Source organism: Streptomyces sp. NPDC058751 (assembly GCF_042746485.1).
Classification (GTDB): Bacteria; Actinomycetota; Actinomycetes; order Streptomycetales; family Streptomycetaceae; genus Streptomyces.
The window spans coordinates 1-15,200 of sequence record NZ_JBHYPZ010000052.1 but is presented as its reverse complement, the minus strand read 5'-3'; the positions used below and the strand labels follow the sequence as shown (position 1 = coordinate 15,200).

The window sequence follows — 15,200 nt, the reverse complement described above, 5'->3', positions numbered from 1 at the left end:
AACCAACCACGGAACGCAACCAACCACGGATGGAAGGTGGCACCCCGCATGAACGTGATTCCGCAGACGAGCCGGCAGGAACAGCAGCAGTATCCGAGCACGTCGCCCTACCAGCAGCAGGGCATCGCCCAACAGCTGCCGTTCGGGCAGCAGATGCCGGCCGGTCAGATGCCCATCGGACAGCAGATGCCCATCGGGCAGCAGACGCCCATCGGCCAGCAGGCACCGATCGGGCAGCAGGTTCCGCAGCACCTTCAGCAGCAGCTCCAGCAGCTCGGTCAGCAGCAGCCGTTCCAGCAGCTGCTGCAGCAGCTCGGCGGCCAGCAGCAGTACCAACAGATCCAGCAGATCCAGCAGATCCAGCAGGGTGAGCCGCTGGTCCTGCCGAGCGCCGTCGAGACCCGGGCTCTGGCCATCGGCGTGGCCCAGCACTTCCAGGACGTCGTGACCCCGCTGCCGGGCCAGCCGCAGGCGCTGTACCTGTTCATCGACAACGGCTGGCGCAGGCTCGTGAACCCCGGCCCGGTGACCCACGACGTGGTCCAGAAGGCCTTCGCCTACGGGCAGCAGGTCTACGGGATCTACGACACCGGCACCGGTGCCGTCCAGTCCGTCATCGTGGCCAGGTAGGAGCGCGGGTTCCGGAACGCCGGGTGCCGGGCGGAGGATCTCCGCCCGGCACCCGGGTGTCGTGTCACGCTCGTGGAGCGCGGCGGGACGAGGTCCTACAGGGCGACGCCGAGGAGGGCGTCGACGGCCCGCGAGACGATGCCGGGGGCGGCCTCGTCCGTGCCCCCCGTCTCGTGCTGGAGCGCGGCCCAGCGGTCGACCGCGGCGAGCGCGGCCGGTGCGTCGAGGTCCTCGGCGAGCGCGGCACGGATCTCCTCGACGAGCGCGTCGGCGGACGGCCCGTCGGGCCGGGACACCGCGGCACGCCAGTCGCCCAGGCGCGCGACGGCCTCTTCGAGGACGGTGTCCGTCCACTCCCAGTCGGAGCGGTAGTGGTGCGCGAGCAGCGCCAGCCGGATGGCGGCGGGGTCGACCCCGTCACGCCGCAGCCGGGACACGAAGACGAGGTTGCCCTTGGACTTCGACATCTTCTCGCCGTGCAGCGCGACCATGCCGGCGTGGACGTACGCCTTGGCCATGGGGAACTCGCCGGTGAGCACCTGGGCGTGCGAGGCGCCCATCTCGTGGTGCGGGAAGGCGAGGTCGGAGCCGCCGCCCTGGACGTCGAAGCCCATGCCGAGGTGGTCGAGGGCGATGGCGACGCACTCGATGTGCCAGCCGGGGCGGCCGCGGCCGAGCGAGCCGCCGTCCCAGCTCGGCTCGCCGTCGCGGGCGGCCATCCACAGCATCGGGTCGAGGGGGTTCTTCTTGCCGGGCCGGTCCGGGTCGCCGCCGCGCTCGGCGGAGAGCAGGCGCATCGTCGCGGCGTCCAGGTTGGACACCTTGCCGAAGTCGGGGTCGGCCTCGACGGAGAAGTACACGTCGCCCTCGAGTTCGTAGGCGGCTCCGGCGTCCCGCAGCCGCTCGACGAGCGGCACGATGCCGGGTATCGCCTCGACGGCGCCTATGTAGTGGCGCGGCGGCAGCATCCGCAGGGCCGTCATGTCCTCGCGGAAGAGGGCGGTCTCCTTCTCGGCGAGTCCCACCCAGTCGACGCCGTCGCGCTCGGCCCGCTCCAGCAGCGGATCGTCGACGTCCGTCACGTTCTGGACGTAGTGAACCTGCCGCTTGGTGTCGAGCCACACGCGCTGCACCAGGTCGAACGCGTTGTAGGTCGCCGCGTGTCCCATGTGGGTGGCGTCGTACGGCGTGATGCCGCAGACGTAGATACGGGCGACGGGACCGGGCTCGATGGTGACGAGCCCTCCGGTCGCGGTGTCGTGGATCCGGAGGTCGCGTCCCTCACCGGGCAGGGCGGGGACCTCAGAAGCGGGCCAGGCATACATGTCATGAGCCTAACCGGACGGGACTTCCGTATACGAACTGGGCGTGAACCGACGGCGACGAGACCGTGTCACGCGGTGGCGGACACGGTGACGCGCTACACAGGGGGCCAGGGGATCGCGGGCCAGTCCCCGCTCGGTTCCGGGTGTTTCCCGGAGGTGAGCATGGCCTCGACCCGCGCGCGCGTGGCCTCGATCTCGGCGTCGGTGACGAGTTCGGCCAGACGGGTGGCCAGCGGCGCGCCCGGGGCCAGGGCGTCGCGCAGGGAGGCCAGGACCTCCACGGCCTCGTCCGTCAGGGGCTCCCCCGCCCACCCCCACAGCAGGGTGCGCAGCTTGTTCTCCGCGTTGAAGGTGACGCCGTGGTCGATTCCGTAGAGGCGGCCCTCCTGCGCGGGCAGCAGGTGGCCGCCCTTGCGGTCGGCGTTGTTGATCACGGCGTCGAGGACGGCGAGCCGTCGCAGCCGGGTGTCGTCGGCGTGCACGAGCAGGGCCGTCTCGCCCTCGCCGACCTCGGCGAACCCGACGGCCTTCCAGCCCTCGGCGGGCTCCTCACCCGGCACGAGCGCGAGCAGCCCGTCCCCGTCCTCGGTGGCGGAGGGCTCGATCCACATCTGGCACATGCCCTCGCCGTACGGCCCGTCGCGCAGCACGGTGGTGGGCACGAGTCCCCAGCCGGTCGCCTCGGAGACCTCGTAGGCGGCGACCTCGCGCTGGGCGAGCGTGCCGTCGGGGAAGTCCCACAGCGGCCGTTCGCCCGCGATGGGCTTGTAGACGCAGAAGGCCTCGCGGCCCTCGTAGGACACGGAGCAGTAGAGCACCGCGTTCGAGGCCTCGCGGATCCGTCCGCGGACCTTCAGCTCGCCCCGGGCGAGCAGCTCGGCGGTCGTCACGCTCCGCGGCGGTATCCGTTCTGGCGCGGACATACGTGTCCTTCCGGGTCGAGCGGGAGGCTGCACAGCGGGCAGGGCGGGCGGCCGGCGTTGACGACGTCGAGGGCCCGTTTGGCGAAGGCGCGGGCCTGGGATCCGGTGAGCCGGACCCGGAGCATCGGGGGGCCGTTCTCCTCGTCCTGGAGCAGTCGCTCCTCGGCCTCGGCGAGGTCCTCGTCGGACTCCGCCTCGACCTCGACGAGGGCCTGCGCCTCGACGATCATGCGCTGTTCCTCGCCGTCCCAGGCCAGCGCCATGGTGCCGACCCGGAACTCCTCCTCCACGGGGGTGTCGAGGGGGGCGGTGTCGGACACCTCGGTCGAGGCCATCGCCGGGACCGGGGCGCTGCCTCCGGTGCGCCGGACGACCTCGTCGAGGAGTTCGTCCATCCGCTCGGCGAGCGCGGCGACCTGGGTCTTCTCCAGGGCCACACTCGTCACCCGGGGGCCGGAGGATGCCTGCAGGAAGAAGGTGCGACGTCCGGGCAACCCGACCGTACCGGCCACGAAGCGGTCCGGGGGGTCGTAGAGGAACACCTGACGGGACACGTCCTGTCTCCATTGAATCGGCATGGGCCGGCTGACCTCGCCGGCCCGCATCGGCTGAGAACGGTTGACAACTACTGCGCTGGTTCGACCGCTTCACCCTACTGCGGCCGACGATCACGGTGCGCCCGCACCGCCCCCGACCGGTGCGTCGCCGCCCGGGGATTCCTCGCGAGGGGCCAGGGAGGCGAGGTCTCCCGTGTCCCCGAGGCGCAGGAGAAAGGGCCTGAGCCGGGTGTAACGGATCGCGGTGATGGAACACGGTTCCACAGAGATCCGCTGAAAGAGGTCGAGATGAAGTCCGAGTGCGTCGGCGACGAGCGACTTGATGATGTCGCCGTGCGAACACATGAGGTAGACCGCGTCACCGCCGTGGTCGCGCTCCACGCGCGCGTTCCACTCGCGTACCGCCTCGGCGGCGCGGTTCTGCATGGCCCGCATCGACTCGCCGCCGGGGAACGCGGCGGCGGAGGGATGTGCCTGGACGACGTCCATCAGCGGCTCGTCCTTGAGTTCGGCGAGCTTGCGGCCCGACCAGTCGCCGTAGTGGGCCTCCCCGATCCGTTCCTCGGTGTGCACGGGGACCTCGGGGCGGGCCTCCAGCAGTGGCTGGACGGTCTCCCGGCAGCGCTGGAGGGGACTGGTGACGACCTCGGCGATCGGCAGCCCGGCGAGCCGGCCGGGCAGGGCGGCGGCCTGTCGCGTACCGCGTTCGTCGAGCGCGACGCCGGGCGTCCAGCCGGCGAGCAGTCCCGCGGTGTTCGCGGTGGAGCGTCCGTGCCGGACGAGGATCAGGGTGGGCATGCGGCCCAGCGTAGACGGACGGCGCCGGAAGGCGGCGGGCCCTGTGGAAAGCGGCCGCCGGTGTGCGGCGGGGCCGCGGCGGCGGGAGGACGCGCATCGTGATCGTCGACTGTGCCGTCTACCGTGACGGCCGCCGCGCCGAGGGTGCCGACGACCTCTCGGAGGCCCTGGCGCGGTGCCGTGCCGGGGGCCACGCGTTCGTGTGGATCGGGCTGCACGAGCCGACGGAGAAGGAGTTCGACCTGGTCACGGAGGAGTTCGGGCTCCATCCGCTGGCGGTCGAGGACGCCCTCAAGGCCCATCAGCGCCCGAAGCTGGAGGTGTACGAGGACTCGCTCTTCGTGGTCCTCAAGCCGGTGTCGTACGAGCCGCGGAGCGACACGGTCACCTCCGGCGAGGTCATGGTCTTCGTGGGCGATTCGTTCGTGGTGACCGTGCGGCACGGCGAGGAGTCGCCCCTCGGGTCGGTCAGGCGGCGTCTGGAGTCGGATCCCGAGACGCTGCGGCACGGGCCGACGGCGGTGCTCTACTCGATCGCGGACGCCGCGGTGGACCACTATCTGGAGGTGTCGACGGAGCTCGGCACCGACCTGGAGGAGCTGGAGGCGGAGGTCTTCTCCCCCCAGTCCGGGGGCTCGCGCAACACCGCGTCCCGGATCTACGCGTTCAAGCGGCAGGTCCAGGAGTTCCGCAGGGCGACGGTTCCGCTGGCGGCGCCGCTGGCCCGGCTCGCGGGCTCGGGACCGAAGACGGCGGGCGTGCCGTTCGTGGACGACGAGGCGCAGCCCTTCTTCCGGGACGTCAACGACCATCTGACGCGGGTCAACGAGTCCGTGGAGGGTCTGGACCGGCTGGTGTCCGACATCCTGTCGGCGCATCTGGCGCAGATGAGCGTGCGGCAGAACGACGACATGCGGAAGATCTCCGCGTGGGCGGCCATGGCCGCGGTCCCCACGATGATCGCGGGGATCTACGGCATGAACTTCGATCACATGCCCGAGCTGCACTGGCGGTGGTCGTATCCGGTGGTGATCGGGTCGCTGGTCGTCCTGGAGGTCCTGCTGTTCCGGCTCTTCAAGCGGCGGGGCTGGCTGTAGGAGGGGTGTGGTTCAGGCGAATTCCGGTGCGGTCGTGGCGGGGCCGTTCAGGGCGCCGCGCCGTTCGGGCATCTCCAGGGTGACCATCCGGCGCCAGCCCGCGGCCCGCTCGTAGACGTAGACGGCGTGGATGCCCGCGGCGAGGACGGCGGCCTTGGTCCTGGACCAGCCGAGGAGGCGGCCCATGTGGGCCATCACGGCGAGGCTGACGTCCCGGTAGATGCGGATCTCGGCGAGGGCGCACTCGCGCAGGGTCCGCTGGATGGCGCGGCCGTGTCCGGCGTAGGCGAAGCGCAGCAGTTCCTCGTGGCAGTAGGCGAGGTGGTTGTCCTCGTCGGCCGAGATCATCCGTACCGCGCGGCCGATGTCGGGGTGGTCGGCGAAGTGCCTGCGCAGCAGGTCCATCTGTTCGGAGGCGCGCTGTTCGGTGACCCTGCTGTGGGCCAGATAGGTGACGATGTCCCGCACGGTGAGGGGCTGGTCGCTCTTGAGCTTGTCGTGCGCGAGGCCGATGCCGTGGCGTTCCAGGAGCATCGTGTAGTCGGTCTCGGGCGGCACCTCGACGGGCTGGAGGCCGCGCTTCTTCAGGAGGGCGTTGAAGATCCGGCCGTGCTTGTCCTCGTCGGCGCCGTGCCGGGTGATCTTGGGGGCGAGGGCCCGCTCGCTCTCCGGGACCAGTGCGGCGATCCGGGCGTTCTCCCAGCCGCCCTGCGACTCCCCGCTGGCGGCGACGGAACAGAAGAGGCGGTACGACTCGTCGTTGTCGAGGATTTCCTGGAACAGGCTCTTGGCGGACAGCATCATTGACACCCTCTCTGCAGAGTTGTGCAGAAAACGAGTCAAATGGGTCGCCCGGACCCTGGCAACCGATGTGTCCGGCGGATCCGCCGGACGACGGACGGCGCGGCGGGGCCGGGCGCGTAACCAAGGGGCCGTGGGCGCGTTGTTCTCCGTGACGGCCGTGGCGGGGAAGACCCCCGAGCCCCCACCACGGCCGCAGAACTTTCCGGGCGCCTCGTGGCGGGTTACGCGAGTCCGGCCCGCTCCAGGGCGTCGGTACCGGCCCGCAGCGAGGCGATCCGGTCCTCCAGGGTGAAGCCGGCGGGGGCCAGGGTGAGCGTGGTGACGCCGACGGCGGCGTAGGCCTTCATGCGGTCGGCGATGCGGTCGACCGAGCCGAGCAGGGTCGTCTGGTCGATCAGCGAGTGCGGGATCGCCGCGGCGGCGCCCTCCTTGTCGCCGGAGAGGTACTTGGCCTGGATCTCGGCCGCTTCCTTCTCGTAGCCCATGCGCTGCGCGAGCTGGTTGTAGAAGTTCTGCTTGAAGCTGCCCATGCCGCCGACGTACAGGGCGGTGTACGGGCGGAACATGTCGGCGAGCGCGGGGACGTCCTTGTCGTCGCCGACGGCGAGCGGCAGGGTCGGGCAGACGTCGAACCCTTCCATCGTCTTCCCGGCCTTCTCGCGGCCCGCGCGCAGGTGGGTGATCGCGGTGTCCTCGAGGTGCTCGGCGGAGGGGAAGATGAGCAGCGCGCCGTCCGCGATCTCGCCGGTCTGCTCCAGGTTCTTCGGGCCGATCGCGGCGATGTACAGCGGGATGTGCTCGCGCTCGGGGTGCACGGTCAGCTTGAGCGGCTTGCCGGGGCCGCCGGGGAGCGGCAGCGTCCAGTGCTCGCCCTCGTACGACAGCCGCTCGCGCGTCATGGCCTTGCGGACGATCTCCACGTACTCGCGGGTGCGGGCCAGCGGCTTGTCGAACTTGACGCCGTACCAGCCCTCGGAGACCTGCGGGCCCGAGACGCCGAGGCCGAGGCGGAAGCGGCCGCCCGACAGCGAGTCCAGCGTCGCGGCGGTCATCGCGGTCATCGCGGGCTGGCGGGCCGGGATCTGGAAGATGGCCGAACCGACGTCGATGCGCTCGGTCTGGGCGGCGACCCAGCTGAGCACGGTGGCCGCGTCCGATCCGTAGGCCTCGGCGGCCCAGCAGACGGCGTATCCGAGACGGTCGGCCTCCTGGGCGACGGCGAGGTTGTCCGCGTCCATTCCGGCGCCCCAGTAGCCGAGATTGATGCCGAGCTGCATGGCCGATCCCCTTACCGATCAGTAACGTGGCTTGTGTCCGAGACCCTAGCGTGCGGGCGCCGTCGGCGGGGAGCGGCCTCCACCGGGATTTCCGTCGTCCACAGGTCCCCACACCGCCGGTGCCGGACAGTAATCTCGGCGTCCATGGAGCAGAGGCATCTCGGCCGTACCGGCCTGCGTGTTTCCCGGATCGGACTCGGCACCCTGACGTGGGGGCGGGACACCGACGAGCATGACGCCGCGGACCTCTTGAAGACGTTCTGGGAAGCGGGCGGGAACCTCGTCGACACGGCGGACGTGTACGGCGACGGGGAGGCCGAGTATCTCCTCGGGCAGCTGATGGAAGGACTCGTTCCGCGCCGGGACCTGGTCATCTCTACGAAGGCGGGGAGCGTGCGCGAGCCGGACCGCCGCTTCGACGGCTCGCGCAGTCATCTGCTGTCGGCACTGGACGCCTCGCTCGCCCGGCTGGGCACCGACCACGTGGACGTGTGGCACGTGCACGGCTACGACCCCGACACGCCCCTCGACGAGACCCTCCAGGCCCTCGACCTGGCCGTCAGCAGCGGCCGGGCGCGCTACGCGGGCGTGTCCGGCTTCTGCGGCTGGCAGCTCGCCAAGGCCGCCGCCTGGCAGCTCTCGGCACCCGGGATACGCACCCGGCTGGCCAGTACGCAGATGGAGTACTCCCTGCTGCAGCGCGGCGTCGAGCGTGAGGTGCTGCCCGCCGCCCTCGACCTGGGCGTCGGCCTGCTGCCCTCCTCGCCGCTCGGGCGCGGTGTGCTCACCGGCAAGTACCGGGGCGGGACACCGGCCGACTCCCGGGGCGCCTCGGAACAGCTCGCGCCCTTCGTCGCGCCGTATCTCGACGAGACGGCGAGCAGCGTCGTGGAGGCGGTGACGACCGCCGCGGACGGGCTGGCCGTGACCGCGCTCCAGGTGGCGCTCGCCTGGGTCCGCGACCGGCCCGGGGTCGTCGCCCCCGTCGTCGGCGCGCGCAACGCCCAGCAGCTCACGGCCGCGTTGTCAGTGGAGACGCTTAGTCTTCCTGACGAGATCTGCCGGGCGCTCGACGACGTGTCGGCCCCGGTGCACCACTATCCCGATCACGACTGGAGCACGCTGTGAGCACGGAGCCCGAGAGCACTCAGGACGCGGAGCCGGGGACGTCGGGCGCGGACACGGCCGCCGGTGCCCCTGAGGCGGCGGGCGAGGGCGTGGACCGGGCGGACGCGCGCTCCGGGGAGGACGGCACCGGCGCGGGGGACGGGGGGACCGGGACCGCGGAGGGCGCCGCGCAGTTGTCCGAGGCGGCCGCCGAGCTGGCGGCCCAGCGTGTGGAGCGGGAGCGGATCGAGCGGCGGAAGGCGGAGAAGTCGGCCCCGATCGAGGCCGGCGGCAAGCTCAGCGGCACGGCCGCCGACCTGCTCGCGGCGGTGCGGGCCGTGGAGAGCGGGGAGAAGCCCGTGGCCGCCGCCTTCCGCGAGCCGGGTCCCGCGCCGCGCAGGACCGCCCCCGAGCCCGCGCGGCGGGCGCAGCCGGTCGCCGCGCCCGCCGCGCCGGCACCGGGCGTGGCGCCGGAGGCCGTCGCCGCCGTCCGTGCCGTGCTGGCCGGGGCCGGCGCCCCCGAGGCGCTCGCGGCCCAGGTCGTCGCGGTTCTGGGCGAGGGCGCCGACGGCCGGCTCCGCGAGGACCCCTGGCAGCTGCTGCGGGTCCCGGGAGTGCGGCCCGAGCAGGCCGACGGGTTCGCCCGGGCGCTGCTGGGCCCGCAGTGCGGCCCGGACGACGAACGCCGTGGCACGGCGCTGACCGTGTGGCTGCTCGAGCAGGCGGCCGTCGCCGGGCACACCGCGCTGGACGCCCCGGCCCTCACCGCGGCGCTCTCCCAGCGCTCGGTCCCGGACCCGGACGCGGCCGTGCAGGGCGCTCTCGCGGAGGGCGAGGCCCTGGTCTTCCAGGACGCGCCGGACACCGCTCCCCCGGCCGCGGCGGCCCCGGACGACGACGCGGAGGAGCCGCTGGAGCGCCCGGTGCGGATCCTGATCGGCCTGGAGCGGTACGCGCTGGCCGAGGAGAGCCTCGCCGACGGTCTCGCCCGGCTGATGAACTCGGTGCCGAAGGAGGACGGTTCGGCGGCCGACTGGGAGCGGGAAGCGGCCTCGGCGCCCCGCTCGGCCGGGGAGCTGATCCGCGCGGTCGCCGGTCACGGCCTAGTGCTGCACACCGGCGGGGACGCCTCGCGGTCCGAGACGGCGGCGCTGCTGCACGCGGCGCGCGCGCTCGGCCTGCGCGGCTGGGCCGCCGCGCACACCTTCGGCGGGCGCGACGGCTTCGCGGCCCGGCAGGCCCCGCACGCGCCGGAGGAAGACGGGGCGGGCGGCGCGGCACCGGGAGCCGCCACCGTCGCCGGACTGCTCTCCGACGCCGAAGGACCGGGCCGGGACGCGGACGGCGCACTGGACCTGGACGTCCTGGTCGTCCTGGACGCGCCGCAGCTCGACGTCGAGACGGCGGCGATGCTCGTGGAGTCGCTGCCCGACGGTGCGCGGCTCGTGCTGAGCGGTGATCCGGCTGTGCTGTGGTCGGCGGGCCCCGGCCGGGTCTTCGCGGACCTGATCGCCGCCCGCGCCTGCCCGCAGGTGGCCTCGCGGACCCCTGACCCCGGGCCCATCGGCGAGCTGGTCTCCGGGATCGGCATCGGCGAGCTGGGCCGGGTCGAGGCGCCCGGCAAGGAGGTGGTGATCGTCCCGGTGCGTGACGCGGGCGAGGCGGTCCACCGGACGGTCCAGCTCGTCGCGGACTCGGTGCCGCGCGCGATCGGCGTCCCGGCCGAGCAGACGCAGGTCATCACCCCGGGGCACGGCGGCGCGGCCGGCACCCGCGTGCTGAACACCGCGCTCAAGGAGCGGCTGAACCCCGGTCCGGGCCGCTTCGGCGGCTTCGACCCGGGCGACCGGGTCGTCCACTCCCCCGCGCCGGGCCGCGCGCTGCCGGGCCGTGTGGTGAGGGCCGACGCCGAGGGGCTGCACCTGGACTGCTCGGGCGCCCCCGTGGTCGTGCCGAAGGAGCTGGTGGAGCGGACCGTGCGGCACGGCTGGGCGCTCACCGCGCACCAGGCGGCCGGTCTGCGCTGGCCGGCCGCGGTCGTGGTGCTCCCGGGCGACGCCGCGGCGGCTCTGACCCGCCCCTGGGTCTACACGGCCTTCGGGCGGGCCGAGCGTCATCTTTCCGTCGTGCACGGGGTGGAGCAGGCGCTGCCGCACGCGGTGGCGGAGGTCCCGCAGAAGCCGCGTACGACACGCCTGCGGTCCCTGCTGAAGGCCCAGACGCCGACGACGGACTGAACGGCACGGGCTCGCGCGGCCGGCTCACGGGGCGGTCGGCGCGGGACCGGAGCACGCGGGTGGCGTCACCGGACCCCGGTGGCCGCCACCCGTGTGCGCTCGCCCGCCGGGACGTCTCAGCGGTCCGCGTCCAGCGGGTCCAGGGAGTCGACCTCGTCGTCGGAGCCGAGGTCGTCGTCCAGGTCGTCGTCCGACTCCTCGTCGAAGACCGCGCTGACGTCGAAGCGGCACACGACCCGCTGCGGGTCGATCGACTCGAAGGGGGTCTCCAGCCATTCACCGGGTTCGGCGGGTTCGTCCGCGGCGGTCACCCAGAGCGTGGAGTCGCCCTCCTCCAGTCCGAACTCCTTGTGCCGCGTGGCGATCTCGTCCGGCTCGAACTCTCCGAAGAGGACCCCGAGCGCGCCGTGAACGGTGCCGGCCGCCGCGTCGAAGCCCTCGTCGGCGGTGGCGCCGTCCTCCTCCACCGCCTCCACCCGCCGGGCCTGCGCCAGCAGCCGCTGCGGCTCCACCACCGCGTAGTCCCGGCGGATCACCACGCTCAGCGCGTTCGGCTCCTCGGGCCCGGTGTAGGGAGGCAGCGTGTCGTCACCGCCGGGGATCTCGAAGGGCGTGACCTCGTCGTAGCGGTCGTAGAGGAGCTCGTCGTACTCCTCGGCCGCCGCGGCGAGCTCGTTGAAAGCCTCGTAGACGTCCGGGTCGTCATCGCCCGTCCTGCGCTCGACCGCGGCCAGGTGGCGGTCGAGTGCGGTCTTGACAGCCTCTGCGGCGGCGCGTACCTCGGCAGCGGTGGGCTGCACAGCATCAGACATAGTGCAGACGCTATCCGTACAGGGCCTGTGCCCGCACAATAGATGCGATGCCGGAATACGAATTTGTCGACGTGTACGTACCTCGCGGGGTCTCCCGCAAGGAGACGACACGTCTGCTGACGGACCATGCCGAGTACGGACACTGGGAGTTGGACCGACTGAGCCTCCTCCGCGACGGCAGCCGCAGAGTGCGGTTGCGCCGGCGGATCATCCGCCAGGTGCGCGCCACGTGGTGACGGAAGGCCGCTGAGCCGGAGCGGGCCCCGTCACCAGGGGCCCGCGCCGTCGCTCGTGTCACGGGGAGAGGCCGTGGCAGCCCGGTCCCGGCCGCGCTGCGGTCAGGGCCGCGCGCGCCGGGTCGGATCCGCGCCCCGCTCCCCGATGTGATCATCGAACTGTCGTCCCGTTACGCCGCGGCACGCGCCCGGCGGTAGAGCACGGCGCCGACCAGCAGCGCGGCGGCTCCCGCGGGGACGGCCGCTCCGATCGGCAGGTCACTGCCGGTGTGGGCCAGCTCGGCCGCACCGTCCGTGGCGGGCGTCCGGTGACCGGCCTGCACGGTACCGGTGCCGTGCTTGCCGCCGCCCGAGGTGGACGTTCCCGGGTTGCCCGGAGCGCTCGGGGTACTCGGGGTTCCCGGCGTGCTCGGAGTTCCGGGGTTGCCGGGGGTCCCCGGGGTGCCCGGCTGACCGGGGTTGTCGGGGTTTCCGGGATGACCAGGGTGGCTCGGGTGACCGGGGTGCCCCGGGTGCTCACAGTCAGTATCGTGACCCGGGTGATCGGGGTGGCTCGGGTGGCCGGGGTGGCTCGGGTGGCCGGGGTGGCTCGGGTGACCGGGGTGACCGGGGTGGCTCGGGTGGCCGGGGTGGCTCGGGTGGTGTGTCTGGTGGTCACCGGTCGACGCGCCGTTCGCGCAGCTGTCGCCCGCCGCCGCGTTGCCGATGCCCACGACGTTCACACTGTTGCCGCAGACGTTCACGGGGACGTCGACCGGCGCCTGTACGTGGTTGCCGGAGGCCACCCCCGGCGAGTGGGCGGTGTGGCCGCCGGCCCGCGAGCCGCCGGAACGAGCCTCCCGGCCGGCACGGTCGCCCTGGTCGCCGCGACCGCCCCGGCCCTCGGACGAGCCGCCGTCGTTGACGCAGGCGTTGCCCATCGCCGGGTTGAGCAGCCCGACCACGTTCACGGTGTTGCCGCAGGCGTTGACCGGCACGTGCACCGGCGCCTGCACCGTGTTGCCCGACAGCACGCCGGGAGAGTTCGACGCGGAGCCGACCGCGCCCGAGTCGGCGTGCGCGGAGACACCGGTGACCGCGAGTACACCACCGGCCGCGGCCACGGTCATCAGGCCTTTGCGGGTGACCTGTCGCATAGCTGAAATCCCTGCCTTCAGTCCTGGGACGTGGACCAACAGTCCTTGGGACGTGGACCATCGAGAGCACGCGCACGCCACCGGACGCGCGCGGGAAAGCCGGTGGGCCCCGGAGCGCATGGCGCGCACTCCGGGACCGACGAGCTCAGACCTTCACGGAAAGACCCTCATGAGGTGACCCCGGGGATCCCGCCTCATGGGATGCGGCGCGACGTCAGTCGTTGTAGCAGGCGTTGCCGAAGGCGGGGTTCAGCAGCCCGATCACGGAGATCGTGTTGCCGCAGACGTTCACCGGAACGTGGACGGGCACCTGAACGACGTTGCCGGAGGCGACACCCGGGGAACCCACGGCGGCACCCTGGGCGCCCGAGTCGGCGACAGCGAGGCCCGCGCCCGCGAGGACCAGACCGCCCGTGGCGGCGGCAGCGGCGACGATCTTCTTGATCATTGTTCCTCCTGATAGGCAAATGCGGTCCAAAGCAACGGATCGCAACACCTGTAACGAGGAGGGAGTAGTAGAGCTATGGGCTTATGGTCGCATTCACCCGTCCCGGGTGACCTCCGCACGCGCGGACGAATGCCGGCGTCAACACCCCGCACCTCCACGGCGATTCAGCAGGTCAGCCCGCCGACGCCGTGCCGGGGCGTGCCGCCGGCGGCACGTCACGACGCGTCGATGAATCGGTCCAGCACTCGCACCCCGAACTGGAGCGCGTCCACCGGCACCCGCTCGTCGACGCCGTGGAACATTCCCGCGAAGTCCAGCTCCGGGGGCAGCTTCAGCGGGGCGAAGCCGAAGCAGCGGATACCGAGGTCGGCGAAGGACTTGGCGTCGGTGCCCGCCGAGAGCATGTAGGGCACGGCGCGCGCGATCGGGTCCTCGGCCGAGAGCGCGGTCTGCATGGCGTCGACGAGGGCACCGTCGAAGCCGGTCTCCAGGGCCTTGTCCGCGTGCACGTCCTCGCGCTTGACCCGGGGGCCGAGGATCCGGTCGAGGTCGGCGAGGAACTCCTCCTCGTAGCCCGGCAGATAGCGGCCGTCGACATGGGCGGTGGCCTGCCCCGGGATCACGTTGACCTTGTAACCGGCGCCCAGCTGGGTCGGGTTGGCGGTGTTCTGCAGGGAGGCGCCGATGAGCTTGGCGATGCCGCCGAGCTTGGCGAGCGTCTCGTCCATGTTCTCGGGGTCGAGCTCGGTGCCCAGGGCGTCGCCGAGCTCGTCGAGGAAGTGCCGCAGGGTCTTCGTCACCCGGACCGGGAACTTGTGCCGGCCGAGCCGCCCGACGGCCTCGGACAGCTCAGTGATCGCGTTGTCCTTGTGGATCATCGAACCGTGCCCGGCGGTGCCGTCCACGGTCAGCTTCATCCAGTGCATGCCCTTCTGCGCGGTCTCGACGAGGTACAGCCGCAGCTTCTCGTTGACCGTGAAGGAGAACCCGCCGACCTCGCCGATCGCCTCGGTGACGCCCTCGAAGAGGTCGGGGTGGTCGTCGACCAGGTGCCGGGCGCCGAACGTCCCGCCCGCCTCCTCGTCCGCGAGGAAGGCGAGGACGATGTCACGCGGGGGCTTGCGGCCCGTGCGCATCCGCTCCCGCACGACGGCCAGCGTCATGGCGTCCATGTCCTTCATGTCGACCGCGCCGCGGCCCCAGACCATCCCGTCGGCGATCTCGCCGGAGAAGGGGTGGTGGGTCCAGTCCACCGCGTTGGCCGGTACGACATCGGTGTGACCGTGGATGAGGAGCGCGGGCCGGGACGGGTCCTCGCCCTGGATCCGGGCCACCGTGGAGGCGCGCCCCTTGTGCGACTCGAAGATCTGCGGCTCCAGTCCGACCTCGGCGAGCTTCTCGGCGACGTACTCCGCGGCCTTGCGCTCGCCCGGGCCCGAATGGTCCCCGTAGTTGCTGGTGTCGATCCGGATCAGCTCACGACAGAGGTCCACGACCTCGTCCTCGCCCGTGACGTTCCTGGTCGTGCCGCTCTCGCTCACGCTGGTTCCTCCCGCTGTCGCCGCTGGTGGTCCCCCTCATCCTCTCTCCGACCCGCCTCGCCGCCCAAGAGCGGCCCCTCCCCGTCACGCGCCGTTCACGCCACGACGGGGGGTGATCGGAGACCCTCGAAAGCCTGGTAATGTTTCACCTGTCGCCGCGAGGGAAACCCCGCACGACAGACACCTTGTCCGGGTGGCGGAATGGCAGACGCGCTAGCTTGAGGTGCTAGTGCCCTTTATCGGGCGTGGGGGTTCAAGTCCCCCCTCGGACA

General features: G+C 72.3%; 15 protein-coding genes and 1 tRNA gene. 6 read left to right on the top strand and 10 right to left on the bottom strand.

Annotation, left to right across the window (positions count from 1 at the left end; genetic code table 11):
• The first annotated feature begins 48 nt into the window (after positions 1-48).
• Positions 49-630, top strand: a complete 582-nt coding sequence (locus ACFW6B_RS35010) for a hypothetical protein (RefSeq protein WP_386602688.1) — start codon at positions 49-51, stop codon at positions 628-630.
• A 95-nt stretch (positions 631-725) separates the two neighbouring features.
• Here ACFW6B_RS35010 and mshC read toward each other — a convergent pair whose 3' ends face one another.
• The 4 genes from mshC to ACFW6B_RS34990 all read right to left on the bottom strand — a co-directional run bounded on the left by mshC (position 726) and on the right by ACFW6B_RS34990 (position 4,233).
• A complete protein-coding gene (mshC, locus tag ACFW6B_RS35005) occupies positions 726-1,955 on the bottom strand; it encodes a cysteine--1-D-myo-inosityl 2-amino-2-deoxy-alpha-D-glucopyranoside ligase (RefSeq protein WP_386602686.1) in 1,230 nt (409 codons plus the stop codon).
• 95 nt (positions 1,956-2,050) lie between these two features.
• Complete coding sequence (locus ACFW6B_RS35000; protein WP_386602684.1) at positions 2,051-2,878, bottom strand: SCO1664 family protein; 828 nt, start codon at positions 2,876-2,878, stop codon at positions 2,051-2,053.
• Entirely contained in the window at positions 2,842-3,432 is a 591-nt protein-coding gene (locus tag ACFW6B_RS34995; RefSeq protein WP_386602682.1) for a DUF3090 domain-containing protein, read from the bottom strand. Before ACFW6B_RS34995 ends, ACFW6B_RS35000 begins: the two co-directional genes overlap by 37 nt.
• A gap of 114 nt (positions 3,433-3,546) precedes the next feature.
• A complete protein-coding gene (locus ACFW6B_RS34990) occupies positions 3,547-4,233 on the bottom strand; it encodes a histidine phosphatase family protein (RefSeq protein WP_386602679.1) in 687 nt (228 codons plus the stop codon).
• Positions 4,234-4,331: 98 nt separating this feature from the next.
• Here ACFW6B_RS34990 and corA point away from each other — a divergent pair, with 98 nt between their 5' ends.
• Positions 4,332-5,330, top strand: a complete 999-nt coding sequence (gene corA / locus ACFW6B_RS34985; protein WP_386602677.1) for a magnesium/cobalt transporter CorA — start codon at positions 4,332-4,334, stop codon at positions 5,328-5,330.
• A gap of 12 nt (positions 5,331-5,342) precedes the next feature.
• Here the strand turns inward: corA and ACFW6B_RS34980 are convergent, their stop codons facing one another.
• Together ACFW6B_RS34980 and ACFW6B_RS34975 are read right to left on the bottom strand one after the other, a co-directional pair.
• Positions 5,343-6,131: a ferritin-like domain-containing protein gene (locus tag ACFW6B_RS34980; RefSeq protein WP_386602756.1), complete on the bottom strand. Its 789-nt coding sequence runs from the start codon at positions 6,129-6,131 to the stop codon at positions 5,343-5,345.
• Positions 6,132-6,355: 224 nt separating this feature from the next.
• Entirely contained in the window at positions 6,356-7,411 is a 1,056-nt protein-coding gene (locus tag ACFW6B_RS34975; RefSeq protein ID WP_386602675.1) for an LLM class F420-dependent oxidoreductase, read from the bottom strand.
• A 144-nt stretch (positions 7,412-7,555) separates the two neighbouring features.
• Here ACFW6B_RS34975 and ACFW6B_RS34970 point away from each other — a divergent pair, with 144 nt between their 5' ends.
• Complete coding sequence (locus ACFW6B_RS34970) at positions 7,556-8,539, top strand: aldo/keto reductase (protein ID WP_386602674.1); 984 nt, start codon at positions 7,556-7,558, stop codon at positions 8,537-8,539.
• On the top strand, positions 8,536-10,755 hold the full coding sequence (locus ACFW6B_RS34965; RefSeq protein ID WP_386602672.1) for a helix-hairpin-helix domain-containing protein: 2,220 nt from the start codon (positions 8,536-8,538) through the stop codon (positions 10,753-10,755). Before ACFW6B_RS34970 ends, ACFW6B_RS34965 begins: the two co-directional genes overlap by 4 nt.
• A 116-nt stretch (positions 10,756-10,871) precedes the next feature.
• Here ACFW6B_RS34965 and ACFW6B_RS34960 read toward each other — a convergent pair whose 3' ends face one another.
• On the bottom strand, positions 10,872-11,567 hold the full coding sequence (locus ACFW6B_RS34960; protein WP_386602670.1) for a hypothetical protein: 696 nt from the start codon (positions 11,565-11,567) through the stop codon (positions 10,872-10,874).
• A gap of 47 nt (positions 11,568-11,614) precedes the next feature.
• Between ACFW6B_RS34960 and ACFW6B_RS34955 the strand changes: the two genes are divergently transcribed.
• Positions 11,615-11,803 carry a DUF5703 family protein gene (locus ACFW6B_RS34955; protein WP_081223519.1) on the top strand — a complete coding sequence of 63 codons (189 nt, stop codon included), beginning with the start codon at positions 11,615-11,617 and terminating at the stop codon, positions 11,801-11,803.
• Positions 11,804-11,973: 170 nt separating this feature from the next.
• Here ACFW6B_RS34955 and ACFW6B_RS34950 read toward each other — a convergent pair whose 3' ends face one another.
• The 3 genes from ACFW6B_RS34950 to ACFW6B_RS34940 form a co-directional block, all read right to left on the bottom strand.
• Entirely contained in the window at positions 11,974-12,939 is a 966-nt protein-coding gene (locus tag ACFW6B_RS34950) for a chaplin family protein (RefSeq protein ID WP_386602667.1), read from the bottom strand.
• A gap of 214 nt (positions 12,940-13,153) precedes the next feature.
• A complete protein-coding gene (gene chpH, locus ACFW6B_RS34945) occupies positions 13,154-13,387 on the bottom strand; it encodes a chaplin ChpH (protein ID WP_386602665.1) in 234 nt (77 codons plus the stop codon).
• Between the two features lie 215 nt (positions 13,388-13,602).
• Positions 13,603-14,928 carry a M20/M25/M40 family metallo-hydrolase gene (locus tag ACFW6B_RS34940; protein WP_386602663.1) on the bottom strand — a complete coding sequence of 442 codons (1,326 nt, stop codon included), beginning with the start codon at positions 14,926-14,928 and terminating at the stop codon, positions 13,603-13,605.
• A gap of 187 nt (positions 14,929-15,115) precedes the next feature.
• Here ACFW6B_RS34940 and ACFW6B_RS34935 point away from each other — a divergent pair.
• Positions 15,116-15,200: transfer RNA gene (locus ACFW6B_RS34935), tRNA-Leu, on the top strand.